The following is a 20701-nucleotide window of genomic DNA, read 5'->3' as shown; positions in this document are numbered from 1 at the left end:
TGACCGCCGTAGGCCGCGCGTCAGCGGCCCACAGCCTTCTCCAGCTCTTGCTCGTTCATTTTTGAGCGCCCCTTGATCCCCTGCCGTTTGGCGTCTTCGTAGAGCTGATCCCGGGTGCGCCCCTGCGGGCCACGGTGCGAGTTCCTGCCTCCGCGCACGGGCGCAGGCGTGGCACGCAGGGTCTGAGGGGCGGCGGTTTTACTTTCGCCGTGCTGTGCGCGTTCCTTGTTGACCGTGCGGGCCGCGATTTCCTCGGCCGTGTCTTCGTCCTTGCCGCGTTCCAGCAGGCTGTCCTTGATGTGTTCGTACTGGCGCTCGCGTTTGGCGCTCCAGGTTCCGCGTGGCATGGTGGGCTCCTTCGAGTGGCAGGGTGATGAGCGTTTCAGCTTAGGCCCTGGCCCGGCGGCCCCGGTCAGTGTTGCGCGGGGGCGGGTGTAGGACGCATGCCCCGCATGTCTTCTGAAGGGAGTGGTACGCCCTAGTCCACTGAAACCGAGAAATCGGCTGTGCGCCGAGGTGGCAGCGGGTGCAGCGCAAGGCGCGGGCTGCGGCCAAGGCTGGCCGCCTTGGCAAAGTCCGCAACGCAACGCAGCGATGCGCCTGCTGCCACCCCGGCTCGAAGGGTGAGGGCCTGGCAGGGCCGCCCTTGTCGTTGCCGTGCTCGCCGGGTGTGCAACCCGCCTGCGCCCGCCGCCTAGAGGGAGGCCCTGCCAGACCCTCACGAACAGCCGATTTCTCGGTTTCAGTGGACTAGTTGGGTCAAAAAACGGCTGTAGCGCTTATTTGACAAGCGCTTATAGCTATTATTTTTGAATGAACTACATCCCCAGCGACTTCAGCAGTGCGTCCGTGTCGTCCTGCCCCGCAGGCGGTGGCGCGGGCACGGGAGGGGCTTCTTGCGACTGGGCCATCAGCGCGTCGGCATCCGGCACTTCCTGCGCCTCGAAGTCGTAGAGCTTGATGAACTCGGTGCGGTCGATGGCCAGTTCCAGGTAGAAGATGTTGTTGTTGCTGGTATAGAAGGTCACGCGCCGGGCTTCGGGCTTGTCCAGGTTGGCGTCCACGCTCAGCATCACCTGCTTGTTCAGCACCAGCATCTTGGGCTGGTTCTGGGTGATGTGGGTCTGCAGCTCGCGGCGCACCTTGCCGGTGAAGTCGCCCACCACCTGGTTCATCAGCTCGCCCATCACATTGCTCACTTCGTCCGACGTGTAGGAGCTGACCAGATCGTCCTTGGACATGCCCATGTTCAGCAGGTAGTTGGCATACAGCTCCATCGCGGCCTGGGCCGAGAAGTTGATGATGACCAGCCCCGAGAAGCCGCCATCGAACAGCACAAAACAGCCGATGTCGGGCTTGAGGCACGTCTTGCTGATGCGCTGCACCATGCCGGAGTAGTGGATCTGGCTGTGGGTGGCCACGTTCAAGACCCGGGTGACGGAGTTGCACAGGCTGATCAGCAGATCTTCGGTGCCGTAGACGGGGGATTTATCGGGGAGGCTCATGGTGTGGGTAGGCATCTGCCAGGAAAAACAACAACAAAACTGCAACGCAGACAGAGCATAGGCGATGGCGCACCGCGAGGCCAGAGTGCTTTCCGCCCTGATGCGCTCAGCTGCGGGTGTTGGCCGTGCGGTTCTTGGGCGCAGAACTTGCGTGCCCTTGATCCGGGTCATACCACGTTGGCGCCCTGGGCCCGCATGGGATGCAGCGGATTGACAACCAACCGGGCAGGCGTATCGTGCCTCCCATACCAAAAGAGAGGGGCGCCAGATGGGTGTTGTCTATAACTATGGGTTGGCCGATTTCCAATCGATTGCGGCGGGCGCAGCGGTTTTGGCCAGTGGGGGGGGCGGCAGTTACCACGACGCTTGTTCGATCCTTCAGGAGCTGGCTGGTCAGGGCTGGAGCGGCACGGTCACGGTGCAGGACTATGACGGCGCCACCAACGCCTGTGTGCTCGCCATCATGGGCTCGCCCGATGCGGCCGACAGCCTCACGCTGTCTGCGGTGCAGAACTCGGTCAGCAACACCGTGGCCGTGATGGAGGCCAGTATCGGTGCCCTGCTGGGCGCCTTGATCCCTGTGGAGATCGGGCCCATCAATTCGCTGGTGCCGCTCATTGGCGCGGCCATGTCGCAGGGCGCGGTCTGGGTGGTCAACGGCGATGGCGCCGGCCGTGCCGTGCCCGAACTGCCCCAGACCACCTTCACCGGCGGTGCGCAGCTTGCGCCGTGCCCCGCTGTGCTGGCCAGCGATGCCTCTACGCTGGTGGATCTGGAATCCGCCGTGCTGGGCGCTTCTACCGCTGCGCGCGTGGAGACCCTGGCGGGTGGCGTGGTGGCCGGGTTTGGCGGGTATTCGGGCATTGCCATGTGGCCCTCCAACGCGGGCAACGGTTTTGCGTTGTCGGGCAGCTACATTCCGGGCACGCTGGAGCAGGCGCGGGGGCTGGGGCAGTTTCTGCTGCAGGCCGCCACGCCGCCCGCCACTGCTGCCGTGGCGGACGTGATCACCATGATCACCGGCCGCCCAGCCAGCGCGGTGGTGACCAATTTTTTCATCACCTCGGTCACGCAGTCCACCTCCAGCGCGTCGCTGGATTCGGGCATCATCCGCCTGGACAACACACAGGACCCGAGCCTGAGCACCGAGACGCACTATCTGTACAACCTGAACGAGAACCTCATCATGTACTCGTCTGCGAGCGTGGCGCCCGATGTCATCGCCCCCGACTCCATCTGCTACTACTCGGAAAGCACGGGCCGAGGCTTCTCCAACGCCAGTGACGACCTGGCCCTGTACTTTGACGCCGCCACAGGCAAAAGCACGGGCCAGATGGTGAGCGTGATCGCCGTACAGACGGCCCCCCAGCTTTTCAACACCCCGGGTGTCGTGGCTTCGTTTGCCGGTTTGCTGCGCAACATGGGTTACGCCGGGGCGATGCCGTCGGCCTGAAGAATCAAGGTTTTTGCCGCCATGGGTGATGAAGCAGACCTGAACAAGGAGCGGCTGGAGCTGGTGCTGGAGGCCGCCGGGCTGGACCTGTGGGAGAACGATCTGGTCAGCGGCCAGGTCACCCACAAGGCCACCAAGACCTTTGAGGAGCTGGGTTTTACCCAGGACGAAATCGTGACGGGCGTGCAGGACATCTTTGGCCTGTTCCACCCTGGCGACCTGGAAAGCGTCAAGCAGGCGGTGGCCGACCACGTGGCAGGCATCACACCGCAGTACCGTGCCGAGTTCCGGCTGCGCTCCAAGGCGGGCGAGTGGATCTGGTTTGCCAACTACGGCCGCATCATGGACCGAAGCAGCGCCACGCCCGGCAAGCGGTTGATTGGCGTCACCTTCAACATCCATGACCGCAAGCAGAAGGAAGACGAGATTGCGCAGATCAACCAGCAGCTGCTGGAGCAGAACAAGCTGCTGCAAGAGCTCAATACCGCGCTGGAGTTGCTGGCCGCCAATGACTCGCTGACGGGCCTGGCCAACCGGCGCACGCTGATGGAACTGGGCGCGAACGAATGCAAACGCACCGAGCGTTTTGACCACCCGCTGTCCCTGCTGGTGGTGGACATTGACCTGTTCAAGACGGTCAACGACGCCTGGGGGCACCTTGCGGGAGACCGCGTGATCTGCGCCGTGGCCCAGGCCTGCGCGGCGCGCAAGCGCAGCGGTGTGGACATCGTGGCGCGGTTCGGGGGCGAGGAGTTTGTGATCGTATTGCCCGAAACCGATGGCGTCAGCGCCTTGCGTGTGGCCGAATCACTGCGCCACGATGTGGCCGCGTTGAGCGTGCCCGTGAATGAGCAGGGTGCGAGCGCTTCGGTCACCGTGAGCATCGGTGTGGCCACGATGCACAAGGGCTCGGGCATCGGCTTTGAAGAGCTGGTCAACCGTGCCGACAAGGCCCTGTACCGCGCCAAGGGCACGGGGCGCAACGCCGTGTACTGCGCCGATGTGCAGCAGGGTGGGGCCCCTGCGGTCCATGTACTCATCGAGCCGGACGAAGACGCAGACGCAGACGGCGTTGTCACCGCCTGAGCACCGTCCGCTCCTCACTCCTCGCTCGTCCACTCCACCTGCACGCCCAGGCTGCGCAGGTTCTCCACGAAGTGCGGGTGGGCGCGGCGGATGGGTGTGGCGTTGCGGATCTCCGAGCGCCCGGGGGTGCTCGCCGCCACCATGAAGAGCGCAATCGCCACGCGGATGATGTAGGGGCTCTCGACCACCGCAGGCGTCAGCGGGTTGCCGCCAAAGGTGACCAGCCGGTGCGGGTCGGACTGGAACACATGCGCGCCAAACTTCGACAGCTCGCCCGCCCAGCCTAAAGCGCCGTCGTACACCTTGTTCCAGAACAGCGCATTGCCCTCGGCCCGCACACCCAGGGCGATGAAGATGGGCAGCAGGTCCACCGGAAAGTACGGCCAGGGCGCCGCCTCCACCTTGGTCAGCACATTGCTGGTGAACGGCGTCTGCACCTTGAGCGGGCCCGCGCAGTGCGCGCGCGACCAGCCGTCCTCGTGCGTGATCGTGACGCCAAACTTGGCAAAGGTGCGGTCGATGAGCGGAAAGTTCTCGGGCGCGCTGTTCTTCACCACCACGTCGCCCCCCGTGATCGCACCCAAGGCGAGGAAGGTGGTGATCTCGTGAAAATCTTCGTCAAAGCGGAACTCGCCACCGCGCAGGGTGGTGCCGCCGTGCACCGTGATGCGCGACGTGCCCATGCCCTCAATGCGCACGCCGATCATGGTCATGAAGCGGCAGAACTCCTGCACATGCGGCTCCGACGCGGCATTGGTCAGCACCGACGTGCCTTCGGCCGTGGCGGCGCACAGCACGAAATTCTCGGTGGTGGTGACCGATGCGTAGTCCAGCCAGTGGTGGTTGGCCTGCAGCCTGCCGTCGCAGCGGATCAGCAGCGAGCCTTCGGCCCGTTCCACGCGCCCGCCAAAGCGGTGGAACACCTCCACATGCGGGTCGATCTCGCGCACGCCCAGGGTGCAACCCTTGACGTTGTCCTCCAGCCGCGCCACGCCAAAGCGCGCCAGCAGCGGGGGCACCAGCATGATGGACGAGCGCATTTCCTCGGGCAGGCGGTGGTGGGCCGCGTCGAACGTGGTGGCGTGGTGGTGCAGGTTCAGTGTGCAAGTGGCGTGGTCCATCTGCACATCGCTGCCCAGCGTGCGGAAGATGTCGAGGATCTTGCGCACATCGGTGATGTCGGGCACGCCGAGCAGCCTGAGTGGCTCGTTGGTGAGCAGCGTGGCGCAGAGCACGGGCAGCACCGCGTTCTTGTTGGCAGAAGGAATGATGCGGCCCCGCAGCGGGGTGCCGCCGTGGACGACGAGGTTGGACATGGGGAGGGAGGAGAAGAGGCCTGGGCGGGCCAGGGGTTGCGCGAGGTCGATACTCTAACTGGGTTGTGTGTATGGGGGCGGTGTGCCTGGTTTGTGGGCGGAGGCCGGGGAGCGCGCCCGGCAGCGCGGTAACTTTCTTTCGCGTCGCCGAAAGAAAGTCACCAAAGAAAGGGCGACCCCCAGTCTGCGACCCCTTCGCGTTGCGAAGGGGCAACCTGCGGCGGGGCGGTTGCGGGGTGCGCCGTGGAACTCGCTTTGCGCTGGCGCGCGCCGCTCGGACAACCACGGCGAGTCAGTTCACGAGGCATGGGCGCTGCGACGCCCATGCTCACCCCGCAACCGCCCCGCCGCAGGCGCAGCCAGCAGGGGGTTGGGCACCCGAACATCCAACAGCCGCACAGCCACACGGGCCATTGCTTCGCTCGGCCTCGCGGTCGCGGCGCGAAGCGCCCGCGCGTTGTGGGCCGAGCGCAGCGCAGCGAAGCAATGGCCCGAGTGGATGTCCGCTCCCCGGGTTCCCTTCAGGATGCGCTGAGGAGCGCAGCGGCCAGCGGATCAGGGCTCGCGATTGTCTGAGCGCAACGAAGTGGAGCGAGTTCGAGCGAGACCCCGCTGGACGCGAGCACCGCAGGTTGCCCGCAGCGAAGCGAAGGGACGCAGCGTGTAGGGTCGCCTTCTCTTTGGTGACTTTCTCTTGGCGAGGCAAGAGAAAGTTACTGCGCCGCCGGGCGCACACCCCGGCCTCCGCCCTCTGCAAAGGCATGGGAATCGGCCAGTGCAGGGCTTCGACAAGCTCAGCCCGAACGGGCAGATGAACCGATCAGACCCTGACAAACTCAGCTCGAATGGCCGACAGCATGGGGTATGCTGCAAAAATAATAGCTATAAGCGCTTTATGGACAAGCGCCAGCGGCAGACACAACCAAAAATCAACCCCGCCCCTCAGCCGCCTGATGAATCGCCGCTCGAATCCTCGGATACGTCCCGCACCGGCACGCATTGCCCCCCATCGCCGCATCAATGTCCGCATCGCTGGGCTTGGGTGTTTTCTTGAGCAGCGCGCAGGCTGACATCAACTGCCCGCTCTGGCAGTAGCCGCACTGCGCCACATCCAGCACCGTCCATGCGGTGCGCAGGGCCGTGGCTTCGGGTCCTTGCAGGCCCTCGATGGTGGTCACATCGGCATCGCCCACGGCCGAGAGGGGCGTGATGCAGGCGCGCACGGGCTCGCCATTCAGATGCACGGTGCAGGCGCCGCACAGCGCCATGCCGCAGCCAAACTTGGTGCCGTTCATGTGAAGCTCGCCGCGCAGCACCCACAGCAGCGGGGTGTCGGGTTCGGCGGTGACGGAGATGGCTTTGCCGTTGATGCGCAAGGTCGTGGACATGGTGGTTCCTTGAATCGATTCAGGCCAGCTTCAGCGGCAGGGCGCGCAGGCGCTGACCGGTGAGTGCGAAAAGGGCATTGGCCACGGCGGGCGCAATGGGCGGCACGCCCGGCTCGCCCACGCCTTCTGGCGGCTCGGCGCTGTCGATGATGTGCGTTTCCACACGCGGGCAGTCGGCCATGCGGAGCAGTGGCACATCGTGAAAATTGCTCTGCTGCACCTGCCCGTCCTTCAGTGTGATCTCGCCATACAGCGCCGCCGTGAGGCCAAACACCACGCCGCTTTCCATCTGCTGCGCAATCAGGTTGGGGTTGATGGCCGCGCCGCAGTCGACAACGCACACCACGCGGTGCACGCGGATGGCCTTGTCCGCCCCCACCGACACTTCGGCCACCTGCGCCACGATGGAGCCGAACGACTGGTGCAATGCCACGCCGCGCGCACGCTTCTCGCCCGCTGCACCCGGTGCCAGCGGTTTTCCCCAGTCCGCCAGCTCGGCCGCCTTTTGCAGCACCTTCAGATGGCGCGGGTGCTTTTGCAGCAGTGCGGCGCGAAACGCCACCGGGTCCTGCTTGGCCGCTGCTGCGGCCTCGTCCACAAAACTTTCCTTGAAAAACGCCTGGTGCGAGTGTCCGACCGAGCGCCAGAAGCCGACCGGCAGCGGCAGGTCGACGATCTCGTGCGCAATGCGCGCATGGGGCCATTCGTAGGGCTGGTCGAACGCGCCTTCGGACGTGGTCTTGTCCGGCCCTGCGCCTGCGAGGCCAAAGGTGCGCACCAGCACCTGCGGCACGATGGCCTGGCCCACCGACACGTTGTGCCAAGCCACCAGCTGGCCCTGCGCGTCAAACCCCGCCTTGAAGCGGGCCATGCAGGCCGGGCGGTAGAAGTCGTGCTGCGTGTCCTGCTCGCGGCTCCACAGCGTTTGCACCGGCGCACCACCGGCCACCTTGGCTATGGCGGCGGCCTGGGCCACGTAGTCGGCCTCCAGCCTGCGGCCAAAGCCGCCACCCAGCAGCAGCTGGTGCAAGGTCACTTTTTCGTCGTCGATGCCTAGCGCCTTGGCCGCCGCGCGGCGCGCCAGGCCCGGCACCTGGGTGGATGTCCACACGGTGGCAGCGCCGTCTTTGAACTGCACTGTGCAGTTGATGGGCTCCAGCGCGGCGTGGGCCAGGTAGGGCGCGCGGTAGTCGGCGGTGATGGTGGTCGCAGCGCCTTGCATGGCCGCGTCCACATCGCCCGCGCTGTGGTAGCCAAAGCCTTTGGCCTGGTCCAGCGCCTGGGCCAGTCGCGCCATCACGGTGTCGCTCGACAAGGTGGCGGCGGGGCCGTGGTCCCATTCCACGGTGACTGCGGCGGCGGCCTTTTTGGCGTGCCACGGCGTGTCGGCAATCACGGCCACACCGCCCGTGCCGCCGTGGTAGGGCGCCACTTCGAGCACGTGCTTCACGCCGGGCAGCTTCTGGGCGGCGGCTGCATCAAAGCGGGCCACCTTGCCGCCGCGCGTGGGGCACATTACGAGACTGGCGTGCAGCAGGCCGGGCGGGTTGGCGTCGATGCCGAACACGGCCGTGCCGTCGAGTTTGGACGGCGCCTCGATGCGCGTGAGCGGCTTGCCGATCAGCTTGAACTGCGCGGGCTCTTTCAGCGTGACCTTGCCCGGCATGGGCTGCTGCGCGGCCAGGGCGGCCAGTTCGCCAAAGGTGGCGCGCTGGCCTGCAGAGTGTTCTACCCAGCCTGCGTTGGCCGTGCACTCGGTCGCCTGCACGCCCCACTGCGAAGCGGCAGCGCGGATCAGCATCGCACGCGCATGGGCGCCAGCTTCGCGCATGGGCAGCCACAGGTCTTTGATGCTGCTCGATCCGCCCGTCATCATCACGCCCACCTCGCGCATGGTCTTGGCCGTCAGCCAGCCCGCCACGGCTTTCATCGAGCCGTCGTTGTCGGGGTGAAAGGGCAGGCCGTCCACCACCGTGGCGAGGTTGTTGTAGATGTCGTCGATGGGCGTCATCTCCAGCCGCACCTGCGCCCAGTCGGCGTCCAGCTCTTCGGCCAGGATGGCGGCCAGGCCCGTGTGCGCGCCCTGGCCCATTTCGGACTTGGCCATCATCACCGTCACGGTGTTGTCGGCCCCCACTTTGACCCAGCCGTTCAACGCGGCCTGTCCGCTGGTCTGCGGCAGCGGGTCGGACGGGTGCAGGCGCTGGCGTGGCGGCATCACGCCCCAGCCAATGACCAGCGCGCCCGCTGTTGCGGCGCCGCCGAGGAGCACTGTGCGTCGTTTCACCATGGGTTCATTCCTTATTGGGGCCTTAGCCGCCCATCGTAAATCCGAGAGGCGTTTCTCCACCACCGGGATTGCCGCAGATTTTGAGTGTTTTTGGCCTCCAGCGCTTATATATAAAGCGCTATTAGCTACTGATTGCATAGCGTTTCGCCTACCCGACACAACGCGGGTGACCTGGCTTTACGCGTTCGCGCCGTGCCACCGTGTACGCCACCCGGCGTATTTCCCAAGCAGGCCCCGCTCTCCAGAATCCATTCCATCGCTCGATCACCCAGGGCCCCGCAAGGGACCGGCGAGCGAAGCGGTTTGATTGATTGAAACCACCACCGGAGAAGCACACATGCAACGTCGTTATTCCCTCAAAGCCCTTGCGGCCGTCGCTACGCTCGCTGGCCTGTCTGCGCTGCCAGCCCACGCCCAGGACACGATCAAGGTCGGTATCCTGCACAGCCTGTCGGGCACCATGGCCATCTCCGAGACCGTGTTGAAAGACACTGTGCTCATGGCCATCGACGAGATCAACGCCAAGGGCGGCGTGCTGGGCAAGAAGCTCGAACCCGTGGTGGTGGACCCGGCCTCCAACTGGCCCCTGTTCGCTGAAAAAACCAAGCAGCTGCTCGGCCAGGACAAGGTCTCGGTCATCTTCGGCTGCTGGACCTCGGTGTCGCGCAAGTCGGTGCTGCCCGTGGTTGAAGAAATGAACGGCCTGCTGTTCTACCCCGTGCAGTACGAGGGTGAAGAGCTGTCCAAGAACGTGTTCTACACCGGCGCCGCGCCCAACCAGCAAGCCATCCCTGCGGTGGACTACCTGATGAGCAAGGACGGCGGCAGCGCCAAGCGCTGGGTGCTCTTGGGCACAGACTATGTGTACCCCCGCACCACCAACAAGATCCTGCGCGCCTACCTCAAGTCCAAGGGCGTGAAGGACAGCGACATCGACGAGAAGTACACCCCGTTCGGCCACTCTGACTACCAAACCATCGTGGCCGACATCAAGAAGTTCAGCCAGGGCGGCAAGACGGCGGTGGTCTCCACCATCAACGGCGACTCGAACGTGCCGTTCTACAAAGAGCTGGGTAACGCAGGCCTGAAGGCCAAGGACGTGCCTGTGGTCGCCTTCTCGGTGGGTGAGGAAGAACTGCGCGGCGTGGACACCAAGCCGCTGGTGGGCCACCTGGCCGCATGGAACTACTTCCAGTCCATCAAGAGCCCGGCCAACACCGAGTTCATCAAGAAGTGGAGCGACTACGCCAAGGCCAAGGGTATCGCTGGCCACAAGGACAAGCCGCTCACCAACGACCCGATGGAAGCCACCTACATCGGCATCAACATGTGGGCCCAGGCCGTGACCAAGGCCAAGAGCACTGACACCGACAAGGTGATTGCCGCCATGGCCGGCCAGACCTTCAAGGCGCCCTCGGGCATCGTGAGCAAGATGGACGAGAAGAACCACCACTTGCACAAGAGCGTGTTCATCGGCGAGATCAAGGCCGATGGCCAGTTCAACGTGGTGTGGAAGACCCCCGGCCCGGTAAAGGCCAAGCCATGGAGCCCGTACATCGAAGGCAACGACAAGAAGAAGGACGAGCCGGACGGCAAGTCGAAGCTGTAATTCGGTACACCCCCCTGAGGCGCTAGCGCGCCTTCACCCCCTCTCTCGCCTCGCTGCGCGATGCGGGAGGGGGGACGATGCCAGCGGCCCGGCAAAGCCGGTTCCGCGGCATCCCTGGCCTGGGTCCGCGCATGTTCCGCGGCCCGCTGCTTTTTCAGACGCCACCGGCTTGTGCCATGCTTTCATCCATCTTTTCCCGCCTGATCGCCTGCCTGCTGCTGTGTGCAGCCGTGCAGGCGCACGCACTCACGGCCGAGGCGGCGCGGGCCATGGCCAGTGGCGATACCGACGAGCGCATCGCCGCGCTGCAGCAGGCCATTGCCACACCCGACGACGCCACGCTGGCCTTTATCCGCGCCATGGGTGAAGACGCCGTCAAGATCGCAGGCGACAAGGCCATCGTCATGAAAGACGACAAGGGCTACGACCCGGTGAGTGGCGCCGAGGTGACCGTGCCCGACGATGCCGAAGACATCGTCAACAACAACCGCATGCGGGGCGAGTTCGACGCAGCGCTGGCTTCGCTGCAACTGCTGTCGCCCGATGTGGCCCAGCGCCGCACCGCCATCGACGCGCTGCGCGAAGAGACCGACGAGGCGCGTCTGCCCCTCATCGAGAAGGCCCTTGCCGCCGAGAAGGACGTTGCCCTGCAAGCCCGGCTCGAAGCCATCCGCGCGCGCATCCTGCTGGCGAGCAGCGATGCGTCGCAACGCCTGAAGGCCGCGCAGTATCTGGCCACCAGCGGCAACCCCGGCACGCGCACCGTGCTGCTGGAGCAGCTGCGCAATGAACAGGATCCGCAGGTCAAGACTGCCATCCAGGCCGCCCTGACTGCGGTGGAAGGCCGCTTGCAGTGGGGCGAGAAGCTGGCCGCGCTGTTCACTGGCATCAGCCTGGGCTCCATCCTGCTGTTGGTGGCGCTGGGCCTGGCCATCACCTACGGGCTGATGGGCGTGATCAACATGGCCCACGGTGAACTGATGATGATCGGCGCCTATGCCACCTATGTGATGCAGGGTGTGTTCCAGCGGTACTTTCCGGGTGCGTTCGACTGGTACCTGGTCGCGGCCGTGCCGGTGGCGTTCATGGCGTCAGCCCTGATGGGCGCGGTGCTGGAGCGCAGCGTGATCCGCTTCTTGTATGGCCGCCCGCTGGAGACGCTGCTGGCCACCTGGGGCATCAGCCTGATGCTGCAGCAGCTGGTGCGCACCGTGTTCGGTGCGCAAAACGTGGGCGTGGAAAACCCCGCGTGGATGAGCGGCGGCGTGCAGCTCATGGAAAACCTGCAGCTGCCCTGGAACCGCGTGATCATCGTCGCCTTCGCGCTGGCGGTGCTGGCCGGTGTGGCCTTCCTCATCAGCAAAACGCGCCTGGGCCTGTTTGTGCGCGGTGTGACGCAGAACCGGCCCATTGCCTCGTGCATGGGCGTGAACACGGCGCGGGTGGATACCTATGCCTTTGCGCTGGGCTCGGGCATCGCGGGCCTGGCGGGCTGTGCGCTGAGCCAGGTGGGCAACGTGGGGCCCGACCTGGGGCAGAGCTACATCGTGGACTCGTTCATGGTGGTAGTGCTGGGCGGCGTGGGCCAGCTGGCCGGCACCGTGTATGCCGCGCTGGGCCTTGGTGTGCTCAACAAGTTCCTCGAAGGCTGGACGGGCGCCGTGCTGGCCAAGATCGCCGTGCTGGTATTCATCATCATCTTCATCCAGAAGCGGCCGCAGGGCATCTTTGCGGTCAAGGGGCGTACGGCCGATTGAGGCCGATAGAGACAGACTGATATGACTACGCCATCTCCTATCCAACTTCCTGCTCCGGCGCCGCTGCTCACGCGCGGCGGCTGGTCGGCCTTCTTCGTTGCGCTCATCGTGGTGTGCGCCGTGGCCCCCGTGCTCAACCTGTGGGTGCCCGCAGGCAGCATGTTCCACCTGTCGGACTACGCCGTGGCGCTGCTCGGCAAGATCATGTGCTACGCCATCTGCGCACTCGCCATGGACTTGATCTGGGGCTACACCGGCATCCTGAGCCTGGGCCACGGCCTGTTCTTCGCTTTGGGGGGCTATGTGATGGGCATGTACCTCATGCGCCAGATCGGCCGCGACGGCAACTACAAGAGCGACCTGCCCGACTTCATGGTGTTCCTCGACTGGAAGGAGCTGCCCTGGCACTGGGCGCTGTCCGACAGCTTTGTGGCCACCTTAATCCTCATCGTGGCGGTGCCCGGCGTGATCGCGTTTGTGTTCGGCTACTTCGCCTTCCGCTCGCGCATCAAGGGTGTGTATTTCTCCATCATCACCCAGGCCATGACCTATGCGGCCATGCTGCTGTTCTTTCGCAACGAGACGGGCTTTGGCGGGAATAACGGCTTTACCGACTTCAAGCGCATTCTGGGCATGCCCCTGGCCACACAGAACATGCGCATGACGCTGTTCGTGCTCACGGGCGTGACGTTGCTGGTGTTCTTTTTGCTGGCCCGCTGGCTGGTGCGCAGCAAGTTTGGCCGCGTGCTGCAGGCGGTGCGCGATGCCGAAACGCGCGTCATGTTCTCGGGCTACTCGCCGCTGCCCTACAAGCTCACCATCTGGACCATCAGCGCCATGATGTGCGGCGTGGCGGGCGCTCTGTATGTGCCCCAGGTCGGCATCATCAACCCCGGCGAGATGAGCGCCGCCAACTCCATCGAGATCGCAGTGTGGGCTGCAGTGGGTGGCCGCGCCACGCTGATCGGGCCCATCGTGGGGGCGTTCATCGTCAACGGTGCCAAGAGCTGGCTCACCGTGACGGCGCCAGAGTTCTGGCTGTACTTTCTGGGCGCGCTGTTCATCGCCGTCACGCTGTTCCTGCCCGATGGTGTGGTGGGCCTGGTGAAGAAGTTGAAGAAGAACAACAACAAGAAGACCGAAGGAGCCGCGCCATGACGCCTGATCTGATGGACGAAGGCGCGCGGCGCATTCAGGCCCGGCTGGCACCTGCTGCGCTGGGCCAGACCGAATCCGGTGGCCGCACTGCAGGCTTCTCGCGCATCGCCACGCCCGGCGAGGTGGATATCACCCACGGCCGCATCCTGTACCTGGAAGATGTGAACGTAAGCTTTGACGGCTTCAAAGCCATCAATAACCTGAGCCTGGACATCGCACCCGGCGAGCTGCGCTGCATCATCGGCCCCAATGGTGCGGGCAAGACGACGATGATGGACATCATCACCGGCAAGACGCGGCCGGACAGCGGCACGGTGTATTTCGGCTCGACCATCGACCTGCTGCGCCACAACGAGCCGGAGATCGCTAGCCTGGGGATCGGCCGCAAGTTTCAGAAGCCCACGGTGTTTGAGCATCTCAGTGTGTTCGAGAACCTGGAACTGGCCTTGAAGACGCACAAGGGCGTGACGTCGAGCATGTTCTTCCGTCTCGACTCAATGCAGTCGGACCGGCTGGCCGAGATCCTGCACACGATTCATCTGGCAGACAGCGTGGCGCGCATGGCGGGGAACCTGAGTCATGGGCAAAAGCAGTGGCTCGAGATTGGCATGCTGCTGATGCAGGACCCCAAGTTGTTGTTGCTGGATGAGCCGGTGGCGGGGATGACGGATGAAGAGACGGCGCGCACGGCGGAGCTGTTCTTGACGTTGAAGGGCAAGCATTCGTTGATGGTGGTGGAGCACGACATGTCTTTCATTCGCACCATTTCTGAGATCGTGACGGTGTTGTGTGATGGGTCTGTGCTGGCGCAGGGGACGCTGGACCAGGTGCAGGCGGATGAGCGGGTGATTGAGGTTTATTTGGGGCGGTGATGGTGCTTTGCCGCTCTGGTTCCTTTGGTCTTGAGAACGTCCGCTATCCGTTCGGGCTGAGCCTGTCGAAGCCGGGGCTTGCGCGCTGGTTTGGGCGGTGTGCTTGTGTTGAGTGCGGAGGCCGGGTTGTCGCCCCGGCAGGCGACTCACTTTTCTTTGCTTCGCCAAAGAAAAGTAAGCAAAAGAAAGGCGACCCCCAGTCTGCGACCCCTTCGCGTTGCGAAGGGGTAAACCTGCGTCTGGGCGGTCGCGGGGTGCGCCGCAGAACTCGCTGCGCGCCTGCGGCGCTCCGCTCGGACAACCACGGCGAGTCAGTTCACGAAGCATGGGCGCTTCGACGCCCATGCTCACCCCGCAACCGCCCCGTCGCAGGCGCAGCCAGCAGGGGAGGGACAGCCGAACATCCAAACATCCACACGGGCCTTTGCTTCGCTCGGCCGCGTGTGCGCAGCGCGTGGCGTTTGCGCCCGCGAGATGGGGCCGAGCGCAGCGCAGCGAAGCAATGGCCCGTGTGGATGTCCGATCCCCGGGTTCCCTTCTGTGCGTGCCGAGAAGCGCAGGGCAGGGGGTGCGTGCGTGTGCCGAAGGACACACGCACTTCGTGCACTGACTCACCGCAGTTGTTCGAGCGGAGCGCCAAAGGCGCGCAGCGAGTTCTGCGGTGGCACCCTCTGCCCGAGCATCACAGGTTGCCCGTAGCGCAGCGAAGGGACGCGCACAGTAGGGTCGCCTTCTCTTTGGTGACTTTCTCTTGGCGAGGCAAGAGAAAGTTACTGCGCCGCCGGGCGCACACCCCGGCTCCCGCCCTCAACAAAGGCACGCGGCCAGATCAGCACGAGAGCCCCGGCTTCGACAAGCTCAGCCCAAACGGGCAGTGAAGGCTATCAACAATATAGCTATTACCGCTTGCTGAATAAGCGCCAGAGGCCAAAAACACTCAAGAAACCACCATGCTCACCGTCCAAAACATCAACCAGTACTACGGCGGCTCCCACATCCTGCGCGACGTGAGCCTCACCGCCCAGGCCGGCAAAGTCACCGTCCTGCTAGGCCGCAACGGCGTCGGCAAAACCACGCTGCTCAAAAGCCTCATGGGCCTCGTCCCCATCAAAAGCGGGTGCATCACGTTCGACGGCAAACCCATCGACAAAACCACTCCCTATGACCGGGCGAGAGCAGGCATCGGCTTCGTCCCCCAAGGCCGCGAAATCTTCGGCCGCCTCACGGTCGAAGAAAACCTGCGCATGGGCCTGGCCTACAAAAGCGGCTCCACGCCCGTGCCCCCGCACCTGTACGAGCTGTTTCCCGTGCTCAAGCAGATGCTCAAGCGCCGGGGTGGTGACCTATCCGGCGGGCAACAGCAGCAGCTGGCCATCGCCCGTGCCCTGGCCCCCGGCCCACGTCTGCTGATCCTCGACGAGCCCACCGAAGGCATCCAGCCCAGCATCATCAAAGACATCGGCCGCGTCATTCGCATGCTGGCCGACAAGGGTGAAATGGCCATCCTGCTGTGCGAGCAGTACTACGACTTCGCGCAGGAGCTGGCCGACGACTACCTAGTGATGGAGCGCGGCGAAGTGATTGCGCGCGGCCCGGGCAGCGAGATGGAAGCCAAGGGAATTCGCAATCTGGTCGCCATCTGAATGAAGGCGACAGACGCTCAGGCCTGCACCAGGCGGTTTTGTGAACCACGCCAGCGCGACACACTCTCCATGATCAGCACCGTGCACAGCACCCAGGTGCCCGCCAGCAGCCAGCCCGCCAGCACATCGCTGGCGTAGTGCACCTGCAGCACCACGCGGCTCCAGCCAGTGGTGAAGATGAGCGCACCCGCTGCCAGCACCGCAGGCAGGTGCCAGGGCCTTGGCAGCAGGCGGGTAGCCAGGTAGGCCAGCATGGCGAAGGCCGCCATCGACGCGCTGCTGTGCCCGCTTGGAAAGCTGAAACCGTGGGCCTGTGCAATGCCATGTTCGTGTTCCGGCCGCACGCGTTCGAACAGTTTTTTCAGGATCTTGGTCAGTGCACCATTGCCCGCCAGGGCCACCAGCCAGCCGGTGGCCAGTAGGCGCTGCTGGCACGCCCACAGCAGCGCCGCCACCACCACGGTGCACCCAGTCAGCACCCACGAATCGCCCAGGTGCGTTAGCACCGCAAACCACTGCAGCACGGCCGTGTCGGCGTGCGTGCGCAGTCCTTGCGCAATGGCATCGTCCAGTGTTCCCCAACGGCCGCCCTCGCTCCAGCTTTCGGCCAGTTCGGCCATCGTGGCGCCCGCCAGCACCAGTGCGAATGCGCTGGCTCCCATGGCGGCCAGCACCACCCCATACGCCTGCGCGGGCAAAAACCTGCGCAGCGGCGGGCTGTGGTGCTGCGCGGTTCGCAAGCCGACCAAGGCCAGCGCGCCCACCAGGGCCGAGGCCACCATGCCTGCCACCCACCATTCCATCGGGTAGCGCGCCAGCAGCGCCCCCAGCGCGGCAAGGTCCATCGGGGTCGTGAGTGTCGTTGTCGTCATCGGGTGCTGGTGGCTTTCTGCGTTTTGTTTTGGAAGTCAATATGAGGGAGCCGGGCGTTGTAACCGAGTTCCCTACACCCCGCCACAGCGAAGGTGTATGCCCCCTTGCCATGGGGCGTCTGTCGGCAAACTCTGACAGGGCAAGGGCGCAGCTGCTGGCTGCGGCAGGGGCGCGGCGGGGCGATCATTCAGGTCACCGCATTACACAATTCAGGATGGCTGCAGGGGGCTCCCGGGCACAATCCGTGCCCGACGCTCCAGGCGTTGCCTCCTGACGCAGCCGTCGAACCATGACCCCTTCCGAGCATCCCCATCCTGTCCGTCCCCACGGGCCCATCCACCTAGTGGTGCCCAAGCGCCCCGGGGCCGACCTGGACCTGCTGCGCGCCAAGCTGGAAGGCGTGCCCGCCTTGCAGGAGCACGACGTGGTCTGGCATGTGCCCGACCAGCGCGGCGACATCGTGCAGCTGGCGCGCGATGCCGCGCAGGCTGCGCTGGCCGATGGCGGGCTGGTGGTGGCGGCAGGGGGTGACGGCACCATCAACGCCGTGGCCTCGGCGGCGCTGCTGGCGGGGGTGCCACTGGGGGTGGTGCCCATGGGCACTTTCAACTACTTCAGTCGCGAACACGGCCTGGCGCTGGACCCCGAAACCGCCGTGCAAGACCTGCTGCAGGCGCTGCGCAACGGCGACCTGCGCCCGGTGCAGGTCGGTTTTGTCAACCGGCGCATGTTTGTGGTCAACGCCAGTGTGGGCCTGTACCCCAAGATGCTGGCCGACCGCGAAATGGCCTCGCGCCGCTTTGGTCGAAAGCGCTGGGTGGCCGTGGCGGCTGCGGTATGGAGCATGTTCCGCCCCTCGGCGGGCCGCCGCTGGCGCGTAGTGATGAAGACCGACCGTGGTGCCCAGGCGCAGCAAGAGGAGCATCTGGTCACCACGCTGTTTGTGGGCAACAACCCTTTGCAGCTCGACCGCATGGGCCTGCCGCAGGCGCAAACAGTGGCCGACGGCGGCAAGCTGGCCGTGGTCATGCTCAAGCCCCAAGGCCGCTGGGCCATAGCGCGCACCGTGTGGAACGCGGCCACGGGGCAGCTGCACAAAGACAATGCCGTGGTCAGCATGGCCTGTACCGAGCTGACCGTCACCCCCGCCAGTTGGCGCCCACCGCAAGTTAAGCTGGCGTTTGATGGCGAGCGCGAATGGATGGTGCCGCCCCTGCATTTCCGCCTGAGCGAGCGCCCGCTGTGGCTGGTGGCGCCCACCACCTTGATGCGTGATGATGAGCAGGAGGGCGAGACCCAGGGTGCGCCAGTTGCAGCGCCAGAGCCCGCGTCGGTGCCCGGTCTCATGCCTGCATGACACTGGTTTGAGAGACTGAAAGTCCTTTATCCATGCCCGCCTTGCACGCAAAAACGTCGCGACTCGAGCCCGGCTAAAAAACTCTCAGCCTCTAACGCCAGCACGTCCCAGGGCAAAAGACACCTCTTCAGAAAGCACCGATGACCGTTTTGATGCACCTCTCGGATCTGCACTTCGGCGCACACGATCCTGCGGTGTGTGCGGCGGCCCAACGGCTGGCGCAGCGGCTGGGCGTGGCGATGGTGGTGGTGTCGGGCGACCTTACGCAGCGCGCCACCGCGGTGCAGTTTGAGCAGGCCGCGCGATTTGTCAAAGGCCTGCATGCCCGCTCTACCCTGGTGCTGGCGGGCAACCACGACCTGCCGCTGTTTGCCTGGTGGATGCGCTGGGGCCGCGCCTACGAGCGCTATGCCCACCAGTTCGGCATCGACCAGGAGCCTGTGCGGCAGATGGGCGCCTTTTATGTGGTGGGCGTGAACACCACCCGCGCCTGGCGGCACGAGCGGGGCAGCCTGTCGTCGGCGCAGATCGATCATGTGGCCATGCTGCTGGCGCGCGCCCCGCCGGATGCCTGGCGCATCGTGGCCAGCCACCACCCCCTGGTGTCCCGCGACGCCGCCGACCGCGCGCACCGGCCCCACCGGGCGGACGAAGCATTGCAACGCTGGCGCGCGGCGGGCGCCCATATGCTGCTGTCAGGCCACGTGCATGAACCCAGCGTGTTGCAGCCCCTGCCGGGCCTGTGGGCCTGCCGCGCGGGCACGGCGGTGTCGCACCGCCTGCGCCACGGCAGCCCCAACAGCCTGGTGGTGCTGACGGTAGAAGCCTCAGGCGCAGCCGTGGGGGGCTGGGCCCGCTATGCCGCGCGCTGGGACTACGACGAAGCGGCGGGGGAGTTTGTGTGTGTGCTGCGGCAGGCGGTGGGGGCGGAGTGAGCCACACGCTGTATAAGCAGTGTTGCCCATCAAGATACTCCTATTTTGGTAGCTACAAGCGCTTTCTGGATAAGCGTTAGATGCCAAAAAAACACTAAATATTCAGAGCGCAGGTTCTGAGCAGGCGCATCGCTCCTCCCTCTTGTGCGAAAGGTGCAGGGGACGGGGCTGTACCGGCGTGGCGCTTGGCCTGCCCCTCTCCCAAATCCTCCACCGCGGGGGAAGGGAGCCCGGCCGCGCTCGCTGTTGCGGTTTTGCCCGGAGTGTTTTCACTGGTTGACCGTCGGGGGCTGCCCCGCCTATTCTGGCTGGCAGGGGGCCGGTGATGCCCCCTATACCAACGAACACCCCCACCTCCCCCGCGCCATGCACAAAGAATTCCACCACGATGCGGTGCGCCGCCTGCAGACGCTGATCGAGCGCGAGACCGGCACGCCGCTGCGCGAAGAAGCCCTCGCCGAGATGGCTGCCATCCTGCGCCAGGGCGACGGCCCGGAAGGTGCGGCCACCGATGACCGGTCTGTGGCCCCACGTGAGGTCACCATCCTGCTCGCCGACCTGCGCGGGTTCACCGCACTGTCGGGCTCGCAACCGGCGTCGGTGGTGATTGCGGCGCTCAACCGCTGCCTGGCGCGGTTGTCCGAAGTGGTGTTCAAGTACCAGGGCAGCATCGACAAGTTCATGGGCGACTCGATCATGGTGCTGTTCGGTGCGCCCGTGGCGCGCGAGGACGATGTGGATCGCGCGCTGCTGTGTGCCGTGGAGATGCAGATGGCCATGCGCGAGCTGAACCTCGCCCACCTGCGCGAGCGGCTGCCCGAGGTTTTTTTGGGCATTGGCGTGAACACGGGCACGGTGATGGCGGGGCGTTTTGGCTCGGACGTGTATTCCGAATACACAGTGATCGGCGAGGCCGTCAATCTGGCCTCGCGCATCGAGGCGCTGAGCCTGCGTGGCCAGGTGCTCATCAGCGACACGACGTACCAGCGCTGCTGGGGTCTGGTGTCGGCGTCTGCCCCCATGCAGGTCTACGTCAAGGGCCGCACGCAGCCCGTGAGCCTGCGCGAGCTGATCGCAATCCCATCGCAAAAACTCAAGGTGCCGCGCCAGGAGTTTCGCCGCAGCCACCGTGTGGATGCGCGCCTGCCCTGCCTGTGCCAGCGCATGCAGGACAAGATCGTGGTGCCCCACATCGTGCACGGCGCCATCCGCGACATCGGCTACCACGGCCTGCTGGTGGAGCTGATCGAGCCGCTGGAGCCACACAGCGAGATCAAGCTGGAGTTTGAGCTGCCTTTGGTCGACTACCGCGTGGCTGATGTTTACGCGCGCGTCATCACCTTGAAACAGGAAGGCGACGAGTGGGTGGCCGGGCTGGAGTTCACCTCCATCAGTGCCGAATGCCACGCCAAGGTGCAGATGTTTGTGCAGCTGCTGGTGGCGCACTGAAAGGCCTCGC

The 20701-nt window shown here is 65.1% G+C and carries 16 protein-coding genes and 1 pseudogene; 10 read left to right on the top strand and 7 right to left on the bottom strand.

Annotated features, from left to right (window positions below; all coding sequences use genetic code 11):
- Positions 1 to 20: 20 nt before the first annotated feature.
- Together ACQ4MJ_RS15540 and ACQ4MJ_RS15535 are read right to left on the bottom strand one after the other, a co-directional pair.
- Positions 21 to 347, bottom strand: a complete 327-nt coding sequence (locus ACQ4MJ_RS15540) for a plasmid stabilization protein (protein WP_431152039.1) — start codon at positions 345 to 347, stop codon at positions 21 to 23.
- A 471-nt stretch (positions 348 to 818) separates the two neighbouring features.
- Complete coding sequence (locus ACQ4MJ_RS15535; protein WP_121422533.1) at positions 819 to 1505, bottom strand: DUF3334 family protein; 687 nt, start codon at positions 1503 to 1505, stop codon at positions 819 to 821.
- 268 nt (positions 1506 to 1773) lie between these two features.
- On the opposite strand from ACQ4MJ_RS15535, the gene ACQ4MJ_RS15530 reads away from it, so the two are divergent.
- Both ACQ4MJ_RS15530 and ACQ4MJ_RS15525 read left to right on the top strand, forming a co-directional pair.
- The gene (locus tag ACQ4MJ_RS15530) at positions 1774 to 2958 is read left to right on the top strand and encodes a DUF917 family protein (RefSeq protein ID WP_431152040.1); all 1185 of its coding nucleotides are present in this window, start codon (positions 1774 to 1776) and stop codon (positions 2956 to 2958) included.
- A 21-nt stretch (positions 2959 to 2979) separates the two neighbouring features.
- Positions 2980 to 4044, top strand: a complete 1065-nt coding sequence (locus ACQ4MJ_RS15525) for a sensor domain-containing diguanylate cyclase (protein WP_121507372.1) — start codon at positions 2980 to 2982, stop codon at positions 4042 to 4044.
- A gap of 14 nt (positions 4045 to 4058) precedes the next feature.
- Here the strand turns inward: ACQ4MJ_RS15525 and ACQ4MJ_RS15520 are convergent, their stop codons facing one another.
- The 3 genes from ACQ4MJ_RS15520 to ACQ4MJ_RS15510 form a co-directional block, all read right to left on the bottom strand.
- Complete coding sequence (locus ACQ4MJ_RS15520) at positions 4059 to 5360, bottom strand: UDP-N-acetylglucosamine 1-carboxyvinyltransferase (protein WP_431152041.1); 1302 nt, start codon at positions 5358 to 5360, stop codon at positions 4059 to 4061.
- Between the two features lie 929 nt (positions 5361 to 6289).
- A complete protein-coding gene (locus tag ACQ4MJ_RS15515) occupies positions 6290 to 6748 on the bottom strand; it encodes a (2Fe-2S)-binding protein (RefSeq protein ID WP_228898656.1) in 459 nt (152 codons plus the stop codon).
- A gap of 19 nt (positions 6749 to 6767) precedes the next feature.
- Entirely contained in the window at positions 6768 to 9038 is a 2271-nt protein-coding gene (locus ACQ4MJ_RS15510; RefSeq protein ID WP_431152042.1) for a molybdopterin cofactor-binding domain-containing protein, read from the bottom strand.
- Positions 9039 to 9375: 337 nt separating this feature from the next.
- Here ACQ4MJ_RS15510 and urtA point away from each other — a divergent pair, with 337 nt between their 5' ends.
- From urtA to urtE, 5 genes are all read left to right on the top strand, one after another.
- A complete protein-coding gene (gene urtA, locus ACQ4MJ_RS15505) occupies positions 9376 to 10647 on the top strand; it encodes an urea ABC transporter substrate-binding protein (RefSeq protein ID WP_121423059.1) in 1272 nt (423 codons plus the stop codon).
- 176 nt (positions 10648 to 10823) lie between these two features.
- Positions 10824 to 12404, top strand: coding sequence for an urea ABC transporter permease subunit UrtB (urtB, locus tag ACQ4MJ_RS15500; protein ID WP_431152043.1), 1581 nt, complete (start codon positions 10824 to 10826; stop codon positions 12402 to 12404).
- A gap of 21 nt (positions 12405 to 12425) precedes the next feature.
- Positions 12426 to 13562 carry an urea ABC transporter permease subunit UrtC gene (urtC, locus tag ACQ4MJ_RS15495; RefSeq protein ID WP_431152044.1) on the top strand — a complete coding sequence of 379 codons (1137 nt, stop codon included), beginning with the start codon at positions 12426 to 12428 and terminating at the stop codon, positions 13560 to 13562.
- Positions 13559 to 14434, top strand: a complete 876-nt coding sequence (gene urtD / locus ACQ4MJ_RS15490; RefSeq protein WP_431152045.1) for an urea ABC transporter ATP-binding protein UrtD — start codon at positions 13559 to 13561, stop codon at positions 14432 to 14434. The genes urtC and urtD overlap by 4 nt, the downstream gene beginning before the upstream one ends.
- Before the next feature lie 950 nt (positions 14435 to 15384).
- Positions 15385 to 16077: an urea ABC transporter ATP-binding subunit UrtE gene (urtE, locus tag ACQ4MJ_RS15485; RefSeq protein ID WP_431152047.1), complete on the top strand. Its 693-nt coding sequence runs from the start codon at positions 15385 to 15387 to the stop codon at positions 16075 to 16077.
- A 17-nt stretch (positions 16078 to 16094) separates the two neighbouring features.
- On the opposite strand, the gene ACQ4MJ_RS15480 is transcribed toward urtE, so the two are convergent.
- Positions 16095 to 16949: a phosphatase PAP2 family protein gene (locus ACQ4MJ_RS15480; protein WP_431152048.1), complete on the bottom strand. Its 855-nt coding sequence runs from the start codon at positions 16947 to 16949 to the stop codon at positions 16095 to 16097.
- Positions 16950 to 17239: 290 nt separating this feature from the next.
- Here ACQ4MJ_RS15480 and ACQ4MJ_RS15475 point away from each other — a divergent pair.
- Positions 17240 to 17650, top strand: a pseudogene (locus ACQ4MJ_RS15475) (diacylglycerol/lipid kinase family protein); the annotation flags it as partial.
- On the opposite strand, the gene ACQ4MJ_RS15470 reads toward ACQ4MJ_RS15475, so the two are convergent.
- Complete coding sequence (locus ACQ4MJ_RS15470; protein ID WP_431153059.1) at positions 17560 to 18297, bottom strand: DUF2694 family protein; 738 nt, start codon at positions 18295 to 18297, stop codon at positions 17560 to 17562. The pseudogene ACQ4MJ_RS15475 and the gene ACQ4MJ_RS15470 sit on opposite strands and share 91 nt — an antisense overlap.
- Before the next feature lie 150 nt (positions 18298 to 18447).
- Between ACQ4MJ_RS15470 and ACQ4MJ_RS15465 the strand changes: the two genes are divergently transcribed.
- Positions 18448 to 19242: a metallophosphoesterase family protein gene (locus tag ACQ4MJ_RS15465; protein WP_176888598.1), complete on the top strand. Its 795-nt coding sequence runs from the start codon at positions 18448 to 18450 to the stop codon at positions 19240 to 19242.
- Between the two features lie 366 nt (positions 19243 to 19608).
- Positions 19609 to 20691, top strand: a complete 1083-nt coding sequence (locus tag ACQ4MJ_RS15460; protein ID WP_431152049.1) for an adenylate/guanylate cyclase domain-containing protein — start codon at positions 19609 to 19611, stop codon at positions 20689 to 20691.
- Positions 20692 to 20701 lie beyond the last annotated feature (10 nt).

It is taken from the genome of Acidovorax facilis (genome assembly GCF_050626955.1).
GTDB lineage: Bacteria > Pseudomonadota > Gammaproteobacteria > Burkholderiales > Burkholderiaceae_C > Acidovorax > Acidovorax facilis.
Note: the sequence above shows the minus strand (reverse complement) of the source record. Positions and strands in the feature narration are given on the sequence as shown.